14 protein-coding genes and 1 pseudogene are annotated in these 17098 nt (G+C 70.4%); 9 read left to right on the top strand and 6 right to left on the bottom strand.

The annotated features are described in order from the left end of the window. Positions 1-28 precede the first annotated feature (28 nt). The 5 genes from mctP to AB8Z75_RS04830 all read right to left on the bottom strand — a co-directional run bounded on the left by mctP (position 29) and on the right by AB8Z75_RS04830 (position 5579). Entirely contained in the window at positions 29-1717 is a 1689-nt protein-coding gene (mctP, locus tag AB8Z75_RS04850; RefSeq protein ID WP_369200094.1) for a monocarboxylate uptake permease MctP, read from the bottom strand. Next, positions 1714-2019, bottom strand: coding sequence for a DUF3311 domain-containing protein (locus tag AB8Z75_RS04845; protein WP_369200093.1), 306 nt, complete (start codon positions 2017-2019; stop codon positions 1714-1716). The genes mctP and AB8Z75_RS04845 overlap by 4 nt, the downstream gene beginning before the upstream one ends. Positions 2020-2192: 173 nt before the next feature. After that, a complete protein-coding gene (locus AB8Z75_RS04840; RefSeq protein ID WP_369200092.1) occupies positions 2193-2393 on the bottom strand; it encodes a YbdD/YjiX family protein in 201 nt (66 codons plus the stop codon). Beyond that, positions 2393-4498 carry a carbon starvation CstA family protein gene (locus tag AB8Z75_RS04835; RefSeq protein ID WP_369200117.1) on the bottom strand — a complete coding sequence of 702 codons (2106 nt, stop codon included), beginning with the start codon at positions 4496-4498 and terminating at the stop codon, positions 2393-2395. The genes AB8Z75_RS04840 and AB8Z75_RS04835 overlap by 1 nt, the downstream gene beginning before the upstream one ends. A gap of 286 nt (positions 4499-4784) precedes the next feature. Further along, entirely contained in the window at positions 4785-5579 is a 795-nt protein-coding gene (locus AB8Z75_RS04830; protein WP_369200091.1) for a GntR family transcriptional regulator, read from the bottom strand. Between the two features lie 339 nt (positions 5580-5918). Here AB8Z75_RS04830 and AB8Z75_RS04825 point away from each other — a divergent pair, with 339 nt between their 5' ends. From AB8Z75_RS04825 to AB8Z75_RS04795, 7 genes are all read left to right on the top strand, one after another. Continuing rightward, positions 5919-7145 (top strand): extracellular solute-binding protein, encoded by a 1227-nt coding sequence (locus AB8Z75_RS04825; RefSeq protein WP_369200116.1) that lies wholly within the window; start codon positions 5919-5921, stop codon positions 7143-7145. 162 nt (positions 7146-7307) lie between these two features. Next, positions 7308-8219: a carbohydrate ABC transporter permease gene (locus AB8Z75_RS04820; protein WP_369200115.1), complete on the top strand. Its 912-nt coding sequence runs from the start codon at positions 7308-7310 to the stop codon at positions 8217-8219. After that, positions 8219-9049, top strand: a complete 831-nt coding sequence (locus tag AB8Z75_RS04815) for a carbohydrate ABC transporter permease (RefSeq protein ID WP_369200090.1) — start codon at positions 8219-8221, stop codon at positions 9047-9049. Before AB8Z75_RS04820 ends, AB8Z75_RS04815 begins: the two co-directional genes overlap by 1 nt. A gap of 44 nt (positions 9050-9093) precedes the next feature. Continuing rightward, a complete protein-coding gene (locus AB8Z75_RS04810) occupies positions 9094-10626 on the top strand; it encodes a glycoside hydrolase family 3 protein (protein ID WP_369200089.1) in 1533 nt (510 codons plus the stop codon). A 325-nt stretch (positions 10627-10951) separates the two neighbouring features. Then, the gene (locus AB8Z75_RS04805) at positions 10952-12013 is read left to right on the top strand and encodes an SIS domain-containing protein (RefSeq protein WP_369200088.1); all 1062 of its coding nucleotides are present in this window, start codon (positions 10952-10954) and stop codon (positions 12011-12013) included. A 14-nt stretch (positions 12014-12027) separates the two neighbouring features. Then, positions 12028-12768 carry a class II aldolase/adducin family protein gene (locus AB8Z75_RS04800; protein ID WP_369200087.1) on the top strand — a complete coding sequence of 247 codons (741 nt, stop codon included), beginning with the start codon at positions 12028-12030 and terminating at the stop codon, positions 12766-12768. Positions 12769-13125: 357 nt separating this feature from the next. Beyond that, the gene (locus AB8Z75_RS04795; RefSeq protein WP_369200114.1) at positions 13126-14601 is read left to right on the top strand and encodes a sensor histidine kinase; all 1476 of its coding nucleotides are present in this window, start codon (positions 13126-13128) and stop codon (positions 14599-14601) included. Here AB8Z75_RS04795 and AB8Z75_RS04790 read toward each other — a convergent pair. Then, positions 14598-15508, bottom strand: a protein-coding gene (locus AB8Z75_RS04790) for an IS5 family transposase (protein ID WP_369200086.1) whose coding sequence is annotated in 2 segments (ribosomal slippage) — positions 14598-15169 and positions 15169-15508 — 912 coding nt in all. Because the reading frame shifts where the segments join, the coding sequence is not laid out codon by codon here. The genes AB8Z75_RS04795 and AB8Z75_RS04790 overlap by 4 nt on opposite strands. 220 nt (positions 15509-15728) lie before the next feature. On the opposite strand from AB8Z75_RS04790, the pseudogene AB8Z75_RS04785 reads away from it, so the two are divergent. Then, positions 15729-15908: pseudogene (locus AB8Z75_RS04785) on the top strand (IS5/IS1182 family transposase); the annotation flags it as partial. A gap of 76 nt (positions 15909-15984) precedes the next feature. After that, positions 15985-17098 (top strand): serine/threonine-protein kinase (locus AB8Z75_RS04780; protein WP_369200085.1); only part of this gene is annotated, 1114 nt, incomplete at its 3' end.

The following is a 17098-nucleotide window of genomic DNA, read 5'->3' as shown; positions in this document are numbered from 1 at the left end:
GGTCGTCGGTCGTCGGTGTCGGTCGGGGTCAGTTGGCCGCGCCGGCCTCCACCCTGGGGCCCTCACCCTCCCCTTCGCCGGAGCGGTCCTCGCCGGCGCGGCCCGCGGCGCTGTCGCCCGCCTGTGCCGCGCCGTCGCCGGCGGCGGGGGCGTCGGCCGTGTAGTCCTCGGGACGGGTCTCGTCGACGCCGTCGGGGGCCCGCAGCGCCCGCAGCACGACCGTGCCGACGACGGTCACGGCCACGTTCAGCACGAACGCCGTGACACCGATGTAGCCGGTCTCCCCGATGCCGGGGATCACGTCGTTGCTGCCGCCGAAGTGCTCCTGTGTCGGGCTCGCGACGCCGTACGCGGCGAGCGTGCCGTAGACCATGCCGACGGCCCAGCCCGCCAGCAGCGCCCAGCGGTGGAACCAGCGGGTGAACAGGCCGCCGACCAGCGCGGGGAACGTCTGCAGGATCCAGATGCCGCCCAGCAGCTGGAAGTTGATGGCCACGGTCTTGTCCATGCCGAGGACGAAGACGAGGGCACCGACCTTCACCAGCAGGGAGACCAGTTTGGAGACCTTGGTCTCCTGTGCGGCGGTGGCGTTCGGCTTGAGGAAATCCTTGTAGATGTTGCGGGTGAACAGGTTGGCCGCCGCGATGGACATGATGGCGGCGGGCACCAGCGCGCCGATACCGATGGCGGCGAAGGCGACCCCGGTGAACCAGTCGGGGAACATGTCCTCGAAAAGCTGCGGAATGGCCAGCTGGCCGTTGTCCACCTTGGTGCCCGCGGCGATCGCCATGAAGCCGAGCAGCGCGAGGAAACCGAGCATCAGCGAGTACAGCGGCAGAATCGTGGTGTTGCGCCGGATCACGTTGCGGTTCTTGCCGGAAAGCGTCGCGGTGATCGAGTGCGGATACATGAACAGCGCGAGCGCGGAGCCGATCGCGAGCGTGGCGTACGCCCACTGGGCCTTCTCGCCGCTGGCCAGTTCCCCGCGCGGTTTTCCGGTCGCCGGATTCTCCTGCGCCAGCGCGTCACCGGCCTTGGCGAAGATGTCGTCGAAGCCGCCGAGTTTGATGGGGATGTAGATGATGGCGACGGCGATGACGATATAGATGAGCGCGTCTTTGACGAAGGCGATGAGCGCGGGGGCGCGCAGCCCGGAGGAGTAGGTGTAGGCGGCCAGCACCCCGAAGGCGATGAGCAGCGGCAGGTCCTTGATGAACCAGTTGGTGGATTCCGAACCGCCGACGCCCATCACGTCCAGCACCGCCTGGATGCCCACCAGCTGGAGCGCGATGTAGGGCATCGTCGCCAGAATGCCGGTCAGCGCGACGGCGAGCGAGAGCCCCTTCGAGCCGAACCTGCCGCGCACGAAGTCGGAGGTCGTCACGTACCCGTGCCGGTGCGAGACGGACCACAGGCGGGGCAGGAAGGTGAAGATCAGCGGGTAGACGAGAATGGTGTACGGCACCGCGAAGAATCCGGAGGCGCCGGCCGCGTAGATGGCGGCGGGAACGGCGACGAACGTGTAGGCGGTGTAGAGGTCACCGCCCAGCAGGAACCAGGTGATCCAGGTGCCGAAACTGCGCCCGCCCAGGCCCCATTCGTCCAGGCTGTTCTCGTTCGCGGCCTTGCGCCAGCGGGCGGCGCGGAACCCCATCACCGTCACCAGCAGGAAGAAGAAGATGAAGACGGCGAGTGCGACGCCGTTGACGTCCTTCATCGGGCCTCACCGCTTTCCGCCGCGGCCTGGGCGACGGTCTCGGAGGCGGCGGCCCGGCGCGCCCCGGCCGCTTCCCGCCGCACGATGCGGTAGGCGATCATCGTGAGCACGGCGGATATCAGCACCCACAGCATCTGGTACCAGTAGAAGAACGGAACACCGATGAGGGTCGGCTCGATACGGGCGTAGGAGTCGACCCACAGAATGCCGACGAACGGCGCGAAAAGGCACAGGCCCGCCACGACGCGTGCGGGGGTGATGGCCGGGCGTCTCTTCCCGGCGTCCTGTGGTGGTGCGGACATGCGGTGGGCTCCGTCCTCGCTCAGAGATCATGCAATGTGCACGAAACCTAGGCGAGCGCTCGGTCCACGTCACGGTCCGTCCGTATAGCGGACATGACACCGTGCGCGTGACGCACCGGCCTCAGCGGCGGCAGAACCCCTCGCGTCTCAGCGGCAGCGAACCCCTTCGCGTCTCAGCAGCAGCGGAACCCCTCGCGCGGGTCACCCTCGCGCGCGTCCGTGCGCCGCCGCTCGAACTCCCTGCGGCTGGGCAGGGGCGCCGCCGGGCCCTGGTGGTGCCGCACGTGTGCGACGTACCGCTCGTAGGCGCTCTCGTCGGTCAACTCGCGCACGTACCAGCGCACCCACGAGGCGGCCCGCACCACGGCCCTCATCACGCCTTCCCGCCGCTCTCGCCACCGCCCCGCGTGCCCTCGGCGGGCCCTGCGGCGGCCAGCGCGGCGCGCTCGGCCTTCTCCTCCTTGGTGGGGAACAGCCCGGCGGGCTCCACCAGCTGCGACTTCTCGTACGGTGCCTCGTGCATCGTCGCGCTGTGCGGGTGGCGGACCGCCTTCACGCAGGTGCGGGCCGCGTCCACGAGCACGACGATGACCAGGACCGCGAAGAGGGCCGAGAGCACGCCGTCGACGGTGGAGTTGGTGACGACGGTGTGCATGTCGTCCATGTTCTTGGCGGGCGCGATGACCTTGCCTGCCTCGATCGCGTCCTGGTAGTCGGAGCGCTGCTGGAAGAAGCCCACCTTCGGGTCGCTGGAGAAGACCTTCTGCCAGCTCGCCGTCAGCGTCACCACCGCGTCCCACACCAGCGGCACGGCCGTCACCCACGCCCACTTCAGCCGCCCCGACTTGACCAGCAGCGTCGTGCAGACCGCCAGCGCGACGGCGGCCAGCAACTGGTTGGCGATGCCGAAGAGCGGGAAGAGCTGGTTGATCCCGCCCAGCGGCTCGTGGACGCCGACCCACAGGAAGTAGCCCCACAGCCCGACGATCACCGCGCTGGAGATCAGCAGCCCGGGCCACCAGCTGATCCGGCGGAACGGCTTGTAGACGTTGCCGAGCATGTCCTGGAGCATGAACCGCCCCACGCGGGTGCCGGCGTCCAGCGCGGTGAGGATGAACAGCGCCTCGAACATGATGGCGAAGTGGTACCAGAAGGCGCGCATCCCGGAGCCGCCGACGACCTCGGAGAAGATGTTCGAGACGCCGATGGCGAGCGTGGGGGCCCCGCCCGTGCGCGAGAGCAGCGAACTCTCCTCCACCGCCTTGGCGGCGGCGGCCAGTTGCTCGGGACTGATGCTGTACCCGAACGAGCGCACCGCCTCCGAGGCGGACTGCACCGAGTCACCGATCACCCCGGCGGGCGCGTTCATCGCGAAGTAGAGGCCCGGATCGATGATGCAGGCTGCGACCATCGCCATGACCGCCACGAACGACTCCATCAGCATGGAGCCGTACCCGATCATCCGGACCTGCGTCTCCTTCTGGATCATCTTCGGCGTGGTGCCCGAGGAGATCAGCGCGTGGAAACCGGACAGGGCGCCGCAGGCGATCGTGATGAACGCGAAGGGGAACAGCGACCCGGCGAAGACGGGCCCGTCGCCCACGCCCGCGAAGTCGGTGATGCCCTCCATCTTCAGCGTCGGCAGCGTCACCACGACACCGACGGCCAGCAGCCCGATGGTGCCGATCTTCATGAACGTCGACAGGTAGTCGCGCGGAGCCAGCAGCATCCACACCGGCAGGATCGAGGCGACGAAGCTGTAGACCAGGATCCAGACGACCAGCGTCGGCTTGTCCAGCGTGAAGGTGTCCGCCCACGACGACTCGGCGACCCACCGCCCCGCCACCAGCACGAACAGCAGCAGCGCGATGCCGATCAGCGAGACCTCGGTGATCCGGCCCGGCCGCAGCACCCGCAGGTAGAAGCCCATGAACAGCGCGATCGGGATCGTCATCCCGATCGAGAAGGTGCCCCAGGGTGACTCGGCCAGCGCGTTGACGACGACCAGCGCCAGCACCGCGAGCAGGATGATCATGATGGCGAGGACGGCGAGCAGCGCGGCGGCGCCGCCCACGGGGCCGATCTCCTCCCGCGCCATCTGCCCCAGCGACTTGCCGTCCCGCCGCATCGAGAAGAACAGCGTCACCATGTCCTGCACGGCGCCCGCCAGGATGACGCCCGCGACGATCCAGATGGTGCCCGGCAGGTACCCCATCTGCGCCGCCAGCACGGGACCGACCAGCGGCCCGGCCCCGGCGATCGCCGCGAAGTGGTGACCCAGCAGCACCCGCCGGTCCGTGGGGTGGAAGTCGATGCCGTTGTTCAGGCGCTCGGCGGGCGTGGCCCTGCTCTTGTCGACGCGCAGTACGCGGGTGGCGATGAAGCGCGCGTAGAACCGGTAGCCGATGGCGTACGAACCGAGCGCGGCGGCCACCATCCAGGCGGCGGAGACCTCCTCGCCGCGTGCCAGCGCGAGCATGGCCCAGCCCGCCGCGCCGACCAGCGCGACCACGGTCCAGATGGCGACGGACCGCGGATTGATCCGCCTCGTTTGCTGAGCAGTGCTGCGCACGCGCGTTCCTCCTCGACCCCACCCGCCGACCACCCGAGGCGGCGGGCACACCACGACGGCAGGGCGACGGTAGAACAGCGACGTGATCCGCGCCATACCCCCGCACGGGGGTTACCCGATCTCAACTCACCGCGTGCGGCGCGCGGATGGGAGCGGCGCGGGCCCCCGTGGGGCCGGAAGGCACGCGTGCTGCTCAGTCGGTGGGCCGCTGGAGGTTGGCGACGAACTTGTAGCGGTCGCCGCGGTAGACCGAGCGCACCCACTCCACGGGTTCGCCGTCGGTGTCGCGTGAGTGGCGCGAGAGCATCAGCATCGGCAGTCCGACGTCGGTGCCCAGCAGCCCGGCCTCGCGCGGGGTGGCCAGCGAGGTCTCGATCGTCTCCTCGGCCTGCGCGAGGTGGACGCCGTAGACCTCGGCCAGCGCGGTGTAGAGGGAGGAGTACTTCACCAGGCTGCGGCGCAGCGCGGGGAAGCGCTTCTGCGACAGGTGCGTGGTCTCGATGGCCATCGGCTCGCCGCTGGCCAGCCGCAGCCGCTCGATGCGCAGCACGCGTCCGTTCGCCGTGATGTCCAGCAGGGCGGCGAGCCGGTCGTCGGCCGTGACATAGCCGATGTCCAGCAGCTGGGAGGTGGGTTCGAGGCCCTGGGCGCGCATGTCCTCGGTGTAGGAGGTCAGTTGGAGGGCCTGGGAGACCTTGGGCTTGGCGACGAAGGTGCCCTTGCCCTGGATGCGCTCCAGCCGCCCCTCGACGACCAGCTCCTGGAGGGCCTGGCGCACGGTGGTGCGTGAGGTGTCGAACTCGCTGGCCAGGGTGCGCTCGGGCGGCACGGGGGTGCCGGGCGGCAGCGTCTCGGTCATCTCCAGCAAGTGCCGCTTGAGCCGGTAGTACTTGGGCACGCGCGCGGTGCGGGCCGCCGATCCGTTGCCGCCTGCGGTCTCGGTCTCCGCGGCGGCCGGCGCGATGGCGCCGCCCCCGTCCGTGCTCATGGCCCGCCTTCCCGACTCGCCTCGTGCTGCCGTCACCGGCTTCCTCCGTGTGCTTAGCGGTTCACATCGTGGCATGGCGCGGCGTTGGGCGGGCGCCCCAGCTCAGATGTCGTTCCGATAACGGAACCGACTGGGAGCTTTATACACCGTTGACACCCCTAAAGGTCTAGGCCAAGCTCTGCGCATTGGTCTAAACCAACTGTCCGGATGGGCCCGGATGCGCTGTCCGGAGGGACGGACCGTCCGAATGCGCCGTGCGGAGCGTTCCAGTGTGCAGGGGAGAATGCTGTGAAACGTCATCAAAGGGGCCTGGTGGCCGCGGCCGGTGTCGCCGTACTGATGGTGAACGTCGCGGCCTGTGGGTCCGACGGCGACGAGAAGTCCGGGCCGGAGAGCTTCAAGGGCAAGACGCTCACCCTTTGGGCGATGGACGGGTCCACTCCCGAGAAGTGGACCAAGGACGTCAAGGCCGCCTTCGAGAAGAAGACCGGAGCCAAGCTCAAGCTCGAGGTCCAGCAGTGGAACGGGATCCAGCAGAAGATCACCACCGCGCTGTCCGAGAACGACCCGCCGGACGTCATCGAGATCGGCAACACCCAGACCCCCGCCTACGCCCGCACCGGCGGCCTCGCCGACCTCAGCGACCTGAAGAAGGGGCTCGGCAAGGACTGGACCTCCTCCCTCAACAAGTCGGCGGTCTATGACGGAAAGCAGTACGCCGCCCCCTGGTTCGCCGTCAACCGCACGGTCATCTACAACAAGAAGATCTGGGCCGACGCCGGCGTCAAGGGCACACCCAAGACCCGCGACGAGTTCTTCGACGCGCTGGAGAAGATCGAGAAGAAGACCGACGCCGAGCCGCTCTACATGCCAGGCCAGAACTGGTACTTCTTCGACGGCCTGCTGATCGGCAACAACGCCGACCTGGTCAAGAAGAAGGGCGACAAGTGGGTCTCCAACCTCTCCGACCCCAAGGTCGGCGAGGCCATGGAGCTCTACAAGAAGTACGCCTCCTACTCCAAGGCGCCCAAGGACAAGGACGAGGCCACCCCGCAGCAGGCCGAGATCTTCGCCAAGGGCAAGACCGGCGCGTTCATCGGGCTGAGCTGGGAAGCGGCCACCGCGATCAAGGCCAACCCGAAGATCGAGAAGGACATCGGCTACTTCACCATTCCGGGTGAGACCGCGAAGAAGCCCGAGGGCGTCTTCCTCGGCGGCTCCAACCTGGCCATCGCCGCCGGCAGCGAGAAGCAGGAGCTCGCCAAGGAGTTCCTCAAGATCGCCCTGTCGGACAAGTTCGAGGGCGCGCTCGCCAAGGAGAGCGGCGTCATCCCGAACAAGAAGTCCCTGCAGAGCAACCTGGAGGGCAATCCGGCGGCCGAGGCCGCGGCGCCCGCGGTCGAGGGCGGCGGCCTGACGCCGCTGATCCCCGAGTGGGGCGCGGTCGAGAACGCGCCCAACCCGATCAAGACGTACATGACCTCCGTGCTGAAGGGGAAGTCCCACGCGGCTGCGGCCAAGGGCGTCGAGGAAGAGATGAACAAGCGGCTCTCCCAGGAGCAGTAACCGAAAGCAGCAACCCGTCCGTGGCGGGGTGGGGGCGGCCCGCCGCCCCCACCCCGGTTGGAGTCCGTAATGTCTGTGCAAACCGGTGAGGCACCGCCTCGCGACAAGGTGCCCGTCCAGCCGGTGGGGGCGCCGGGAGCGCCGCCCCGCGAGGGGCGGACCATGCGGAAGGGCTCCCTTCCCTACCTGCTTCTGCTGCCCGCGCTCGGACTGACCGCCGTCTTCCTCGGCTGGCCGCTGGTCAACAACGGGATGCTGTCGTTCCAGAGCCTCAACCGAACGCAGCTGATCCAGCACGTGACCGAGTGGAGGGGGATCGGCAACTACACCGACACCCTCACCAGCGACGAGTTCTGGCGGGTCACGCTGCGCTCGATGATCTTCACGTCGGTCAACGTCGTGCTGATCATCGTGGTGGGCACGCTGATCGGCCTGCTGCTCGCGCGGCTCGGGCCCAAGATGCGGCTCCTGCTGTCGATCGGTCTCGTACTGGCCTGGGCGATGCCCATCATCGCGGCGACCACCGTCTACCAGTGGCTGTTCGCCCAGCGGTTCGGCGTCGTCAACTGGGTGCTGGCCAAGATCGGTTTCGACTCGATGGCGGACTACAACTGGACGGGCACCCAGCTGTCCACGTTCTTCGTCATCTCGCTGCTGATCGTGTGGACCTCGGTGCCGTTCGTCGCGATCAACCTCTACGCGGCGACGACCACGATCTCCAAGGAGCTGTACGAGGCCGCCGCGCTGGACGGCGCCGGCGCGTGGAAGAGCTTCAAGAACGTGACGTTCCCCTTCCTCAAGCCGTTCCTGATGGTCGCGACGTTCCTCGAAGTCATCTGGATCTTCAAGGCGTTTCCGCACGTCTTCGCGATCAACGAGGGCGGCCCCGACCGGCTCACCGAGACGCTGCCCGTCTACGCGTTCGTCGAGGGCGTGGGCAACCAGCACTACGGAGCGGGCGCGGCGATCTCCGTGCTGACGATTCTCATCCTGCTGGCCCTGATGGCGTACTACCTGCGCATCGTGATCCGCCAGGAGGACGCCGACGACGAGACCGAAGGGGTCAAGGCCTGATGCAACGGTCGCTGCTGAGCCGGATATGGCCGAACGCCGTCGCGCTGGTGCTGTTCGTGGGGTTGATCTTCCCCGTGTACTGGATGTTCAACACGGCGTTCAAGCCGAACGGGCAGATCATCAGCGACGACCCCGTCTGGTTCCCCACCTCGCCCACCCTCGAACACTTCTCCACGGCAGTGCACGCGGAGCACTTCTGGACGCTGGTGCGCAACTCCGTCACCGTCACCGTGCTGGCCGTCGGCATCTCGCTGCTGGTGGCGCTGTTCGCCTCGTTCGCGCTGGCCCGGATGCGGTTCAAGGGGCGCAAGGGGATCATCCTCACGTTCATGGTCGCCCAGATGGCCCCCTGGGAGGTCATGGTCATCGCGGTCTACATGCTCGTGCGGGACGCGGAGATGCTGGACAGCCTCGTGCCGCTCGCCCTCTTCTACACCGTCATGGTGCTCCCGCTGACCATCATCACGCTGCGCGGCTACGTCGCGGCCGTGCCCAAGGACCTGGAGGAGTCGGCCATGGTCGACGGGTGCACCCGCCTCCAGGCGTTCCGCCGCGTCATCTTCCCGCTGCTGGCCCCCGGGCTCATGGCCACCTCGCTCTTCGGGTTCATCACGGCGTGGAACGAGTTCCCCATGGTGCTCATCCTCAACAAGGACGCCGAAGCGCAGACCCTGCCGCTGTGGCTGTCGCAGTTCCAGACCGCCTTCGGCGACGACTGGGGTGCCACGATGGCGGCGGCCTCGCTCTTCGCCGTCCCGATCCTGCTCCTCTTCCTCTACCTCCAGCGCAAGGCAGTGGCCGGCCTCACCTCCGGCGCGGTGAAGGGGTAGTGGAGTGACGGGCCATCCAGTGAAGTGAAGGGACACCGCGCCGCATGACCACCTCTCTCCGAGCGTCCGACACCCTCACCCGCGACGCCCTCGCCGTCCTCCAGCCGGGCTTCGCCGGCACCTCGGCGCCGTCCTGGCTGCTGCGGCAGCTCGACGAAGGGCTCACGTCGGTCGGCCTCTTCGGCCGCAACATCGACTCACCGGAGCAACTCGCCGTCCTCACCGAACAACTGCGCGAGGTGCGCCCCGAGCTGCTGGTGGCCATCGACGAGGAGGGCGGCGACGTCACCCGGCTGGAGGCCCGCACGGGCTCCTCCTACCCCGGCAACCTCGCCCTCGGCCACATCGACGACCCCGACCTGACCAGGGCCGTCGCCCACGAGCTCGGCAGCCGGCTCGCCGCCGCGGGCGTCAACCTCAACTGGGCGCCCTCGGCCGACGTCAACTCCAACCCCGACAACCCGGTCATCGGGGTCCGCTCCTTCGGCGGCGACCCCGAGCTGGTGGCCCGGCACACCGTCGCCTACGTCGAGGGCCTCCAGGCCGCGGGCGTCGCCGCCTGCGTCAAGCACTTCCCCGGGCACGGCGACACCGCCGTCGACTCCCACCACGCCGTACCCCGCATCGACGCCGACCTCGCCACCCTCCGGGGCCGCGAGCTCGTGCCCTTCGCCGCCGCCGTCGACGCGGGCAGCAAGTGCGTGATGAGCGCCCACATCCTGCTGCCCGCCCTGGACGCGTCCCGTCCGGGAACGCTGAGCTCCGCCGCGCTGACGGGGCTGCTGCGGGCGCCCCGCGCCGAAGGCGGCCTGGGGCACGAGGGGCTCATCGTCACCGACGGCATGGAGATGCAGGCCATCTCCGCCACCTACGGACTGGAGCGCGGCAGCGTGCTGGCGCTCGCGGCCGGCGCGGACGCCATCTGCGTCGGTGGCGGACTGTCCGGCGAGGACACCGTGCTGCGGCTGCGTGACGCGCTGGTCGGCGCCGTACGGGACGGTGAGCTGACCGAGGAGCGGCTCGCCGACGCGGCGGCACGGGTACGGGGCCTGGCCGCCTGGGCGAAGGGCGCGCGCAGCCGGTCGGACGCGGGGGGTCCGACCGGCCCCGGCCTCGCCGGTGCACAGGGCGGTATCGGGCTGGAGGCCGCACGGCGCGCCCTCGTGGTCACCGGCCTGGAGGGGTACCGGCGGCCGTCCGGACCCGGTTACGTGGCCGCGTTGACGCCGCTGGCCAACATCGCCGTCGGCGACGAGACCCCCTGGGGGCCCGCGGCCGAACTGGAGCGGATGATCCCCGGCACCCGCACCGGCACGTACGGCAGCACCGACGGCGACGTCGCCGCCACGGTGCTCGCCGACGCCGGGGACCGGCCCGTCGTCGCGGTCGTCCGCGACCTGCACCGGCACCCGTGGATGGCCCAGGCGGTCGAAGCGCTGGTGGCGGCCCGGCCCTCCACGGTGGTGGTCGAAATGGGGCTCCCCCAGGCCCCTCCCCAGGGCGCGCTCCACGTGGCGACGCGCGGGGCGGCGCGGGTATGCGGGAGGGCTGCCGCCGAGGTCATCGCCCGAGGGTGACCGGCCCGGACGCCGGCCTCGGCACGGCCCCGGGCTGGGCGCGCCCCCTGGCCTCCGCACCGGCCTCGGCCTCGGCGCGACACCTGCTTCTGGCCCCGGCACCGGCCCCGGCCCGGACCCGGCCCCGGGTCGGGGCCCGCCGTGGGGTGCGCGGCCCGAGGGGGCGCGTGCACCCGGGCGCGGGCCCGCACGGCGGGCTCTCCCAGGCGCCGTCCGCGCAGCGGGCGGCGAGGGCGTGGCAGGGGGAAAACCCGCGTGTCCTCCCACAACGTAGGATCGAAGCAACCCGCACCCTTGTACGGAACCCCACCGGGAGGCGACCCCCATGTCCTCGAACGTCCCGTCTGAGCCGGGCACCATCATGTCCGGCGAGATGGCCGAGCAGCCCTCCGTGCTGCGCCGCATCCTGGACGAGGGCGGGCCGGCCATCCGTGAGGTCGCCGAGCGCATCGCCGCGAAGAACCCGCGTTTCGTGCTGCTGACAGCGCGCGGCACCTCGGACAACGCGGCGTTGTACGCGAAGTACCTGCTGGAAATCCAGCTGGGCAAGGCGTGCGGGCTGACGTCGATGTCCACGACGACGGCGTACGGCGCGCGGCAGGACCTCACCGACTGCCTGGTGATCACCATCAGCCAGTCGGGCGGCAGCCCCGACCTGGTCGCCTCCACGAAGGCGGCCCGCGAGGCGGGTGCGATCACGCTCGCCGTCACCAACAACGCGGACTCGCCGCTCGCGCAGGTGAGCGAGTTCCACATCGACGTGCTCGCGGGCCCGGAGAAGGCGCTGCCCGCCACCAAGACCTACACCGCGGAGCTGCTGGCGCTGTACCTGTTCGTGGACGGCCTGCGCGCGGGGCAGGGCGCCGAGGCGGCCAAGGCGCTGCCCGAGGTGGCCGACGCGATCCTGGCGCGCAAGGACGAGGTCAAGGCGCTCGCCTCCCGGTACAGGTTCGCGGAGCGGATGGTGCTCACCTCGCGGGGGTACGGCTACCCGACGGCGAAGGAAGCCGCGCTCAAGCTGATGGAGACCAGCTACATCCCCGCGCTGTCCTACTCGGGCGCGGACCTGCTGCACGGCCCGCTGGCCATGGTGGACAACATCTCGCCGGTCATCGCGGTCGTCGCGGACGGCAAGGGCGGCGAGGCACTCCAGCCGGTGCTGGAGCGGCTGCGGGACCGGGGTGCCGACCTGGTGGTCATCGGCCGTCAGGAGGAGGTGGACCGGGCGTCGGCCGGGTTCGCGCTGCCGACCGACGGGCTGCCCGAGGAGCTCCAGCCGATCGTGCAGATCCTGCCGCTGCAGATGCTGGCGTACGAGGTCACCATGGCGCGCGGCCAGGACCCGGACGCGCCGCGTTCCCTCGCCAAGGTCACCGAGACCCGCTGAGGAGGGGGAACCTCGTGAAGCCTGGCGAGCCTGGTGAGCGCAGTGAGGCTGGTGAGGCCGTTGAGCGCGGTGGGGTCGGTGAGGCCGGTGAGCGCGGTGGTGTGCGCCGTAAGCCCCGTATGCGGCAGGCCACGACCGTCGACGGGCTCATAGAACAGCTGATCGATGTCGGGGCCGGCGTGGTGGAGCGGGGCTTCGCGCTGGCCAGCGGCGGCAACCTCTCGGCCCGGCTGCCGGGCTCCGAGGAGTTCGTCGTCACCGGAAAGGGCACCTGGCTGGACCGGCTGGAGCCCGCCGATTTCACGGTGATGAACCTGGCGGGCGAAATCGTCGGCGGCAATCCGTCGCCCTCCAGCGAATGGAAGCTGCACCAGCGCACCTACGAGGTGCGCCAGGACGCGGGCGCGGTCGTCCACATGCACCCGCAGCACGCGGTCCTGGTGGACGCGCTCGGCCACGAGATCCGGCTGCTGACGCTCGACCACGCGGTCTACGTACGGTCGATCGGCCGCGTCCCCTTCCATCCGAACGGGTCCGACGAGCTGGCCGACGGCGCAGCCGAGCAGGCCAAGGAGCACAACTGCGTGCTGCTGGCCCACCACGGCTGCTCGGCGCTGGGCGAGGACGTCGGGATGGCGTTCCGCCGGGCGATGAACATCGAGGAAGCGGCGACGGCCACCTACCGCGCCCTGCTGCTGGGGGACCGCACCACGCGCTTCCCGACGAGTGCGGACGAGGCCATCCAGCACGCCTGATCCGCGCAAAGGGCTAGGGCACGCCAGAAGGGCCCGGCAAAAGGGCACGGCAGAAGGGCCCGGCAAAGGGCGCGGAAACGCAGAAGGGTGCGGAAACACTTCGGGCCGCGGCACCGGAGCGGGACCCTCAACCCGCCCGGCACCGCAGCCCGGAGCCACAAGACCCGGCCGCTGTCAGGGCAGAGAGCGCCGCGGGTCTCGATCTGCTCTCCTGTGCGGGGAGAGCAGAAGTTCTTCACCCAGGATTGTGGACTAGACCACGGCCCTCTGTCTATGGATCGGACGGGTCCGGGCAGCGGAATCGCACCGCCGCCCGGACGGCCGCGGACCTGTCGTACCCTCGGCCCCGTGCCCTCCATGAACGACCTCGTACGCCAGCACACCGCGCTCTCGGACGCCGAGCTCGAGTGGCTGCACCTGCTGATCTCCGAGTGGCAGCTGCTCGCCGACCTCTCCTTCGCCGACCTGGTGCTGTGGGTACCCACCCTGGACGGCACCCGCTACGTCTCGGTGGCCCAGATGCGTCCGAACACCGGGCCGACCTCGCACCAGGACGACATGGTCGGCCACCTGGTGCCCCGCGGGCGGCGCCCCCTGCTGGACGCGGCGCTGGACGAGGGCAGGATCGTGCGCGAGGGAGACCCGGAGTGGCGCGAGGAGGTGCCCGTCCGCGTCGAGTCGATCCCCGTACGCCGCGAGGGCCGGGTGCTCGGCGTCATCGCCCGCAACACCAACCTGCTGACCGTGCGCACCCCCAGCAGGCTGGAGCTGACCTATCTGCAGAGCGCCAGCGACCTCGCCCAGATGATCGCGGCGGGCAGCTTCCCCTTCCCCGGGCACGAGGTCGACATGGACCACGTGCCGCGCGTCGGTGACGGCCTCATCCGGCTGGACGCGGAAGGATACGTGCAGTACGCCAGCCCGAACGCGCTTTCCGCCTACCACCGGCTCGGTCTGGCCGCCGACCTGGTCGGCCTGCACCTGGGGGAGGCCACCGCCGAACTGGCGCCCTCCCGCGGCCCGGTGGACGAGGCGATGGTCAAGCTCGCCAGCGGCTGGGCCCCGCGCGGCGCCGAGGTCGAGGCCAACGACTGCATCGTCCAGCTGCGCGCCATCCCCCTCAAGCCCAAGGGCACCCGCATCGGCTCGCTCATCCTGCTGCGCGACATCACGGAAGTGCGCCGCCGCGAGCGTGAGTTGATCACCAAGGACGCCACCATCCGGGAGATCCACCACCGGGTGAAGAACAACCTCCAGACGGTGGCCGCGCTGCTGCGCCTCCAGGCCCGCAGAATGGATTCTCCGCAGGGCAGGGACGCGCTGAGCGAGGCGGTGCGCAGGGTCGGTTCCATCGCCATCGTGCACGAGACGCTCTCCCAGAACCTGGACGAGCGTGTGGACTTCGACGAGATCGCCGACCGGGTCCTCTCCATGGTCGCGGAGATCTCTCCGGGCCGCGTCACCGGCCGCCGCACGGGCCGCTTCGGCATCCTGGGCGCCGAGGTCGCCACACCGCTGTCCATGGTGCTGACCGAGGTGCTGCAGAACGCCATCGAGCACGGCTTCGGCTCCGGCGAGCAGGGCACCGTGGAGGTGCGTGCGGTACGGGGCGCGGCCTCGGGCCGCGAAGAGGCGCGGCTGCTGGTCACCGTGCGGGACGACGGCCGCGGCCTGCCCGACGGATTCGACGCCCGGAGCGCCGGCAACCTGGGTCTGCAGATCGTACGGACGCTCGTTGAGGGCGAGTTGGGCGGCACCTTCGACATGCAGCCGGCACCCGGCGGCGGCACCCGGGTGCTGTTCGACCTGCCGGTGGCAGCGGAGAAGCGCTAGGGCCTGTCTGACAAAGGATCTTGGGCGGGTTCGCGCAGCCAGAGGATGAGTGCGGCGAGGTGGACTCCGGCCTTGTAGCGGGCGGCGAGTTTGTCGAAGCGGGTGGCGATCGCGCGGAACTGCTTGAGACGGCCGAAGCAGCGTTCGACCACGTTGCGGGCCTTGTAGACCTCGCGATCGAAGGTCGGCGGTCTGCCGCCGGCCTTCCCACGCCGCAGGCGGTTGGCCTTTTGATCCGCCCGCTCCGGGATCACCGCCCGGACACCCCGCCTGCGCAGGGCCCGACGGATCGCCCGGGACGAGTACGCCTTGTCCGCGATGACCGCATCAGGTCTGCGGCGGGGCCGCCCGGCACCGGCCCGGGGCACTCTCACCTCGTCCATGACCGCGTCGAAAACGGTGGAGTCGTTGACGTTGCCGGAAGTGACGACCACGGCCAGGGGCAGGCCCCGGCCGTCGCAGGCGAGGTGGACCTTCGTCGTCAGCCCGCCGCGGGACCGGCCCAGCGCCTGGCCAGCCGACGCGCGTGCCGGATCTTCCAGTTCGTCCCCCGCCGCCGCCCCCTTTTGCGGGCGCCGGCGGCGTGCTGGTGAGCCCGGCTGATCGTGGAGTCGACCGACACAGCCCATTCCACGGCCCCGACGGAATCGTCACGGACCCGGACCTGTTCGAGCAGGCGGGCCCAGGTGCCGTCCGCTTCCCAGCGGGCGAACCGTTCATAGACCGTCTGCCACGGCCCGTAGCGTTCAGGCAGGTCACGCCACGGGGCACCGGTCCGCAACCGCCACAGCACCCCGTTGATCACCTGCCGGTGATCCCGCCACGGCCGCCCACGACCATCCACACCAGGCAACAGCGGGGCTACCCGCTCCCACGCCGCATCCGTCAGCTCACCACGACCCACCACAAGATCAATTATCAGACAGGCCCTAGGCCGTTTCTGATGGCTCTTGGACGGTGTCGCGGAGCCAGATGTTGATCGCTGTGACGGCGAGTGTGCCGTTGAAGATGTAGTCGCGCTTGTCGTAGCGGCTGGCCACCGCGCGGTACTGCTTCCACTTGTTGACGCACCGCTCGACGGCACTGCGGCGGCGGKACGGGGTCGGGKCGVDCGCCCMCCGGCCTTCGACAAGACCCAGTACCGCCGCCGCAGTGCCGTCGAGCGGTGCGTCAACAAGTGGAAGCAGTACCGCGCGGTGGCCAGCCGCTACGACAAGCGCGACTACATCTTCAACGGCACACTCGCCGTCACAGCGATCAACATCTGGCTCCGCGACACCGTCCAAGAGCCATCAGAAACGGCCTAGTGCTCGCGGTCCGCCCCTCCTCGAACGCGTACGGCGATCCGCACACTGAGCGGTCCGGTGCCCGTACGCTGTGCGCATGAGTGGGGGAGGGCGCGGCCGGCGGGGCGATGTCGTCGACGGCCGCTTCGAGTTGCTGGAACGGCTGGGCGCCGGGGGCATGGGCACCGTGTGGCGGGCGCGGGACGCCGCGCTGGACCGCGAGGTGGCGCTGAAGGAGGTGCGCCCGCCCGTCGACCCGGACCCCGACGCCGCGCGTGAGGCCCGGGAGGGATCTGGCGGGGCCGTGCGGGAGCGGGTCCTCAGAGAAGCGCGCGCGCTGGCGCGGCTCAGCCACCCGCACGTGGTGACGATCCACCACATCGTGGACGAGGGGCCCTGTCCGTGGCTGGTGATGGAGCTGGTACGCGGCCCCTCGCTCGAACAGCGGCTGGCGCGCGGCCCCTTGGAGCCGCGGGAGGCGGCGCGGCTGGGCCGCGAGGTGCTCGCCGCGCTGCGCACCGCGCACGCGGCGGGCATCCACCACCGGGACGTCAAGCCCGGCAACGTCCTGCTGCGCGAGGACGGCTCCGCCGTCCTCACCGACTTCGGCATCGCGGCGCTCCAGGGCTCCGCCACGGTGACGGCGACCGGCGAGTTCCTGGGCTCCCCCGAGTTCATCGCCCCCGAACGGGTGCGCGGCGTCGAGGACGACCCGGCCGGCGACCTGTGGTCGCTCGGTATGACGCTCTACGTCAGCACCGAGGGGCACAGCCCGCTGCGCCGCGGCACCACGCTGGCCACCATCGCCGCCGTCCTCGACGACCCGGTGCCGCCGCCGGTGCGCAGCGGGGCGCTCGGCCCCGTGCTGGAGGCCGTGCTCGTGCGGGACCCGGCCGACCGGCCGTCCGCCGACGTCCTGGAGCGGATGCTGGCCGGCGTCGCCGAGGGGCGCGCGGCGACGCCGTACCTGCCGACCGAGACGTCGATGCCGGTGCGGGGCCCCTCCGCGGAGCCTCCAGGAACCGTCCCTCCCGGGGCGGACCCCTCCGCTGCGGCCTCTTCCCCCACGCCCCGTCCCGGCGCGGTCCCGTCCGCGGCTGGTCCGGGTGGGCCTGCCGGCGCGGGCCCGTCCGCGGCTGGTCCGGGCGGGGCTCGGGGCGCGGGGCGCCGCCGTGGCCGCGCCCCGCTCGTCGCGGTGGGCGCCGTCGTGG

Origin of the sequence: Streptomyces sp. PU-14G (assembly GCF_041028275.1) — a bacterium.
In the GTDB taxonomy this organism is placed as follows: Bacteria; Actinomycetota; Actinomycetes; order Streptomycetales; family Streptomycetaceae; genus Streptomyces.
Note: the sequence above shows the minus strand (reverse complement) of the source record. Positions and strands in the feature narration are given on the sequence as shown.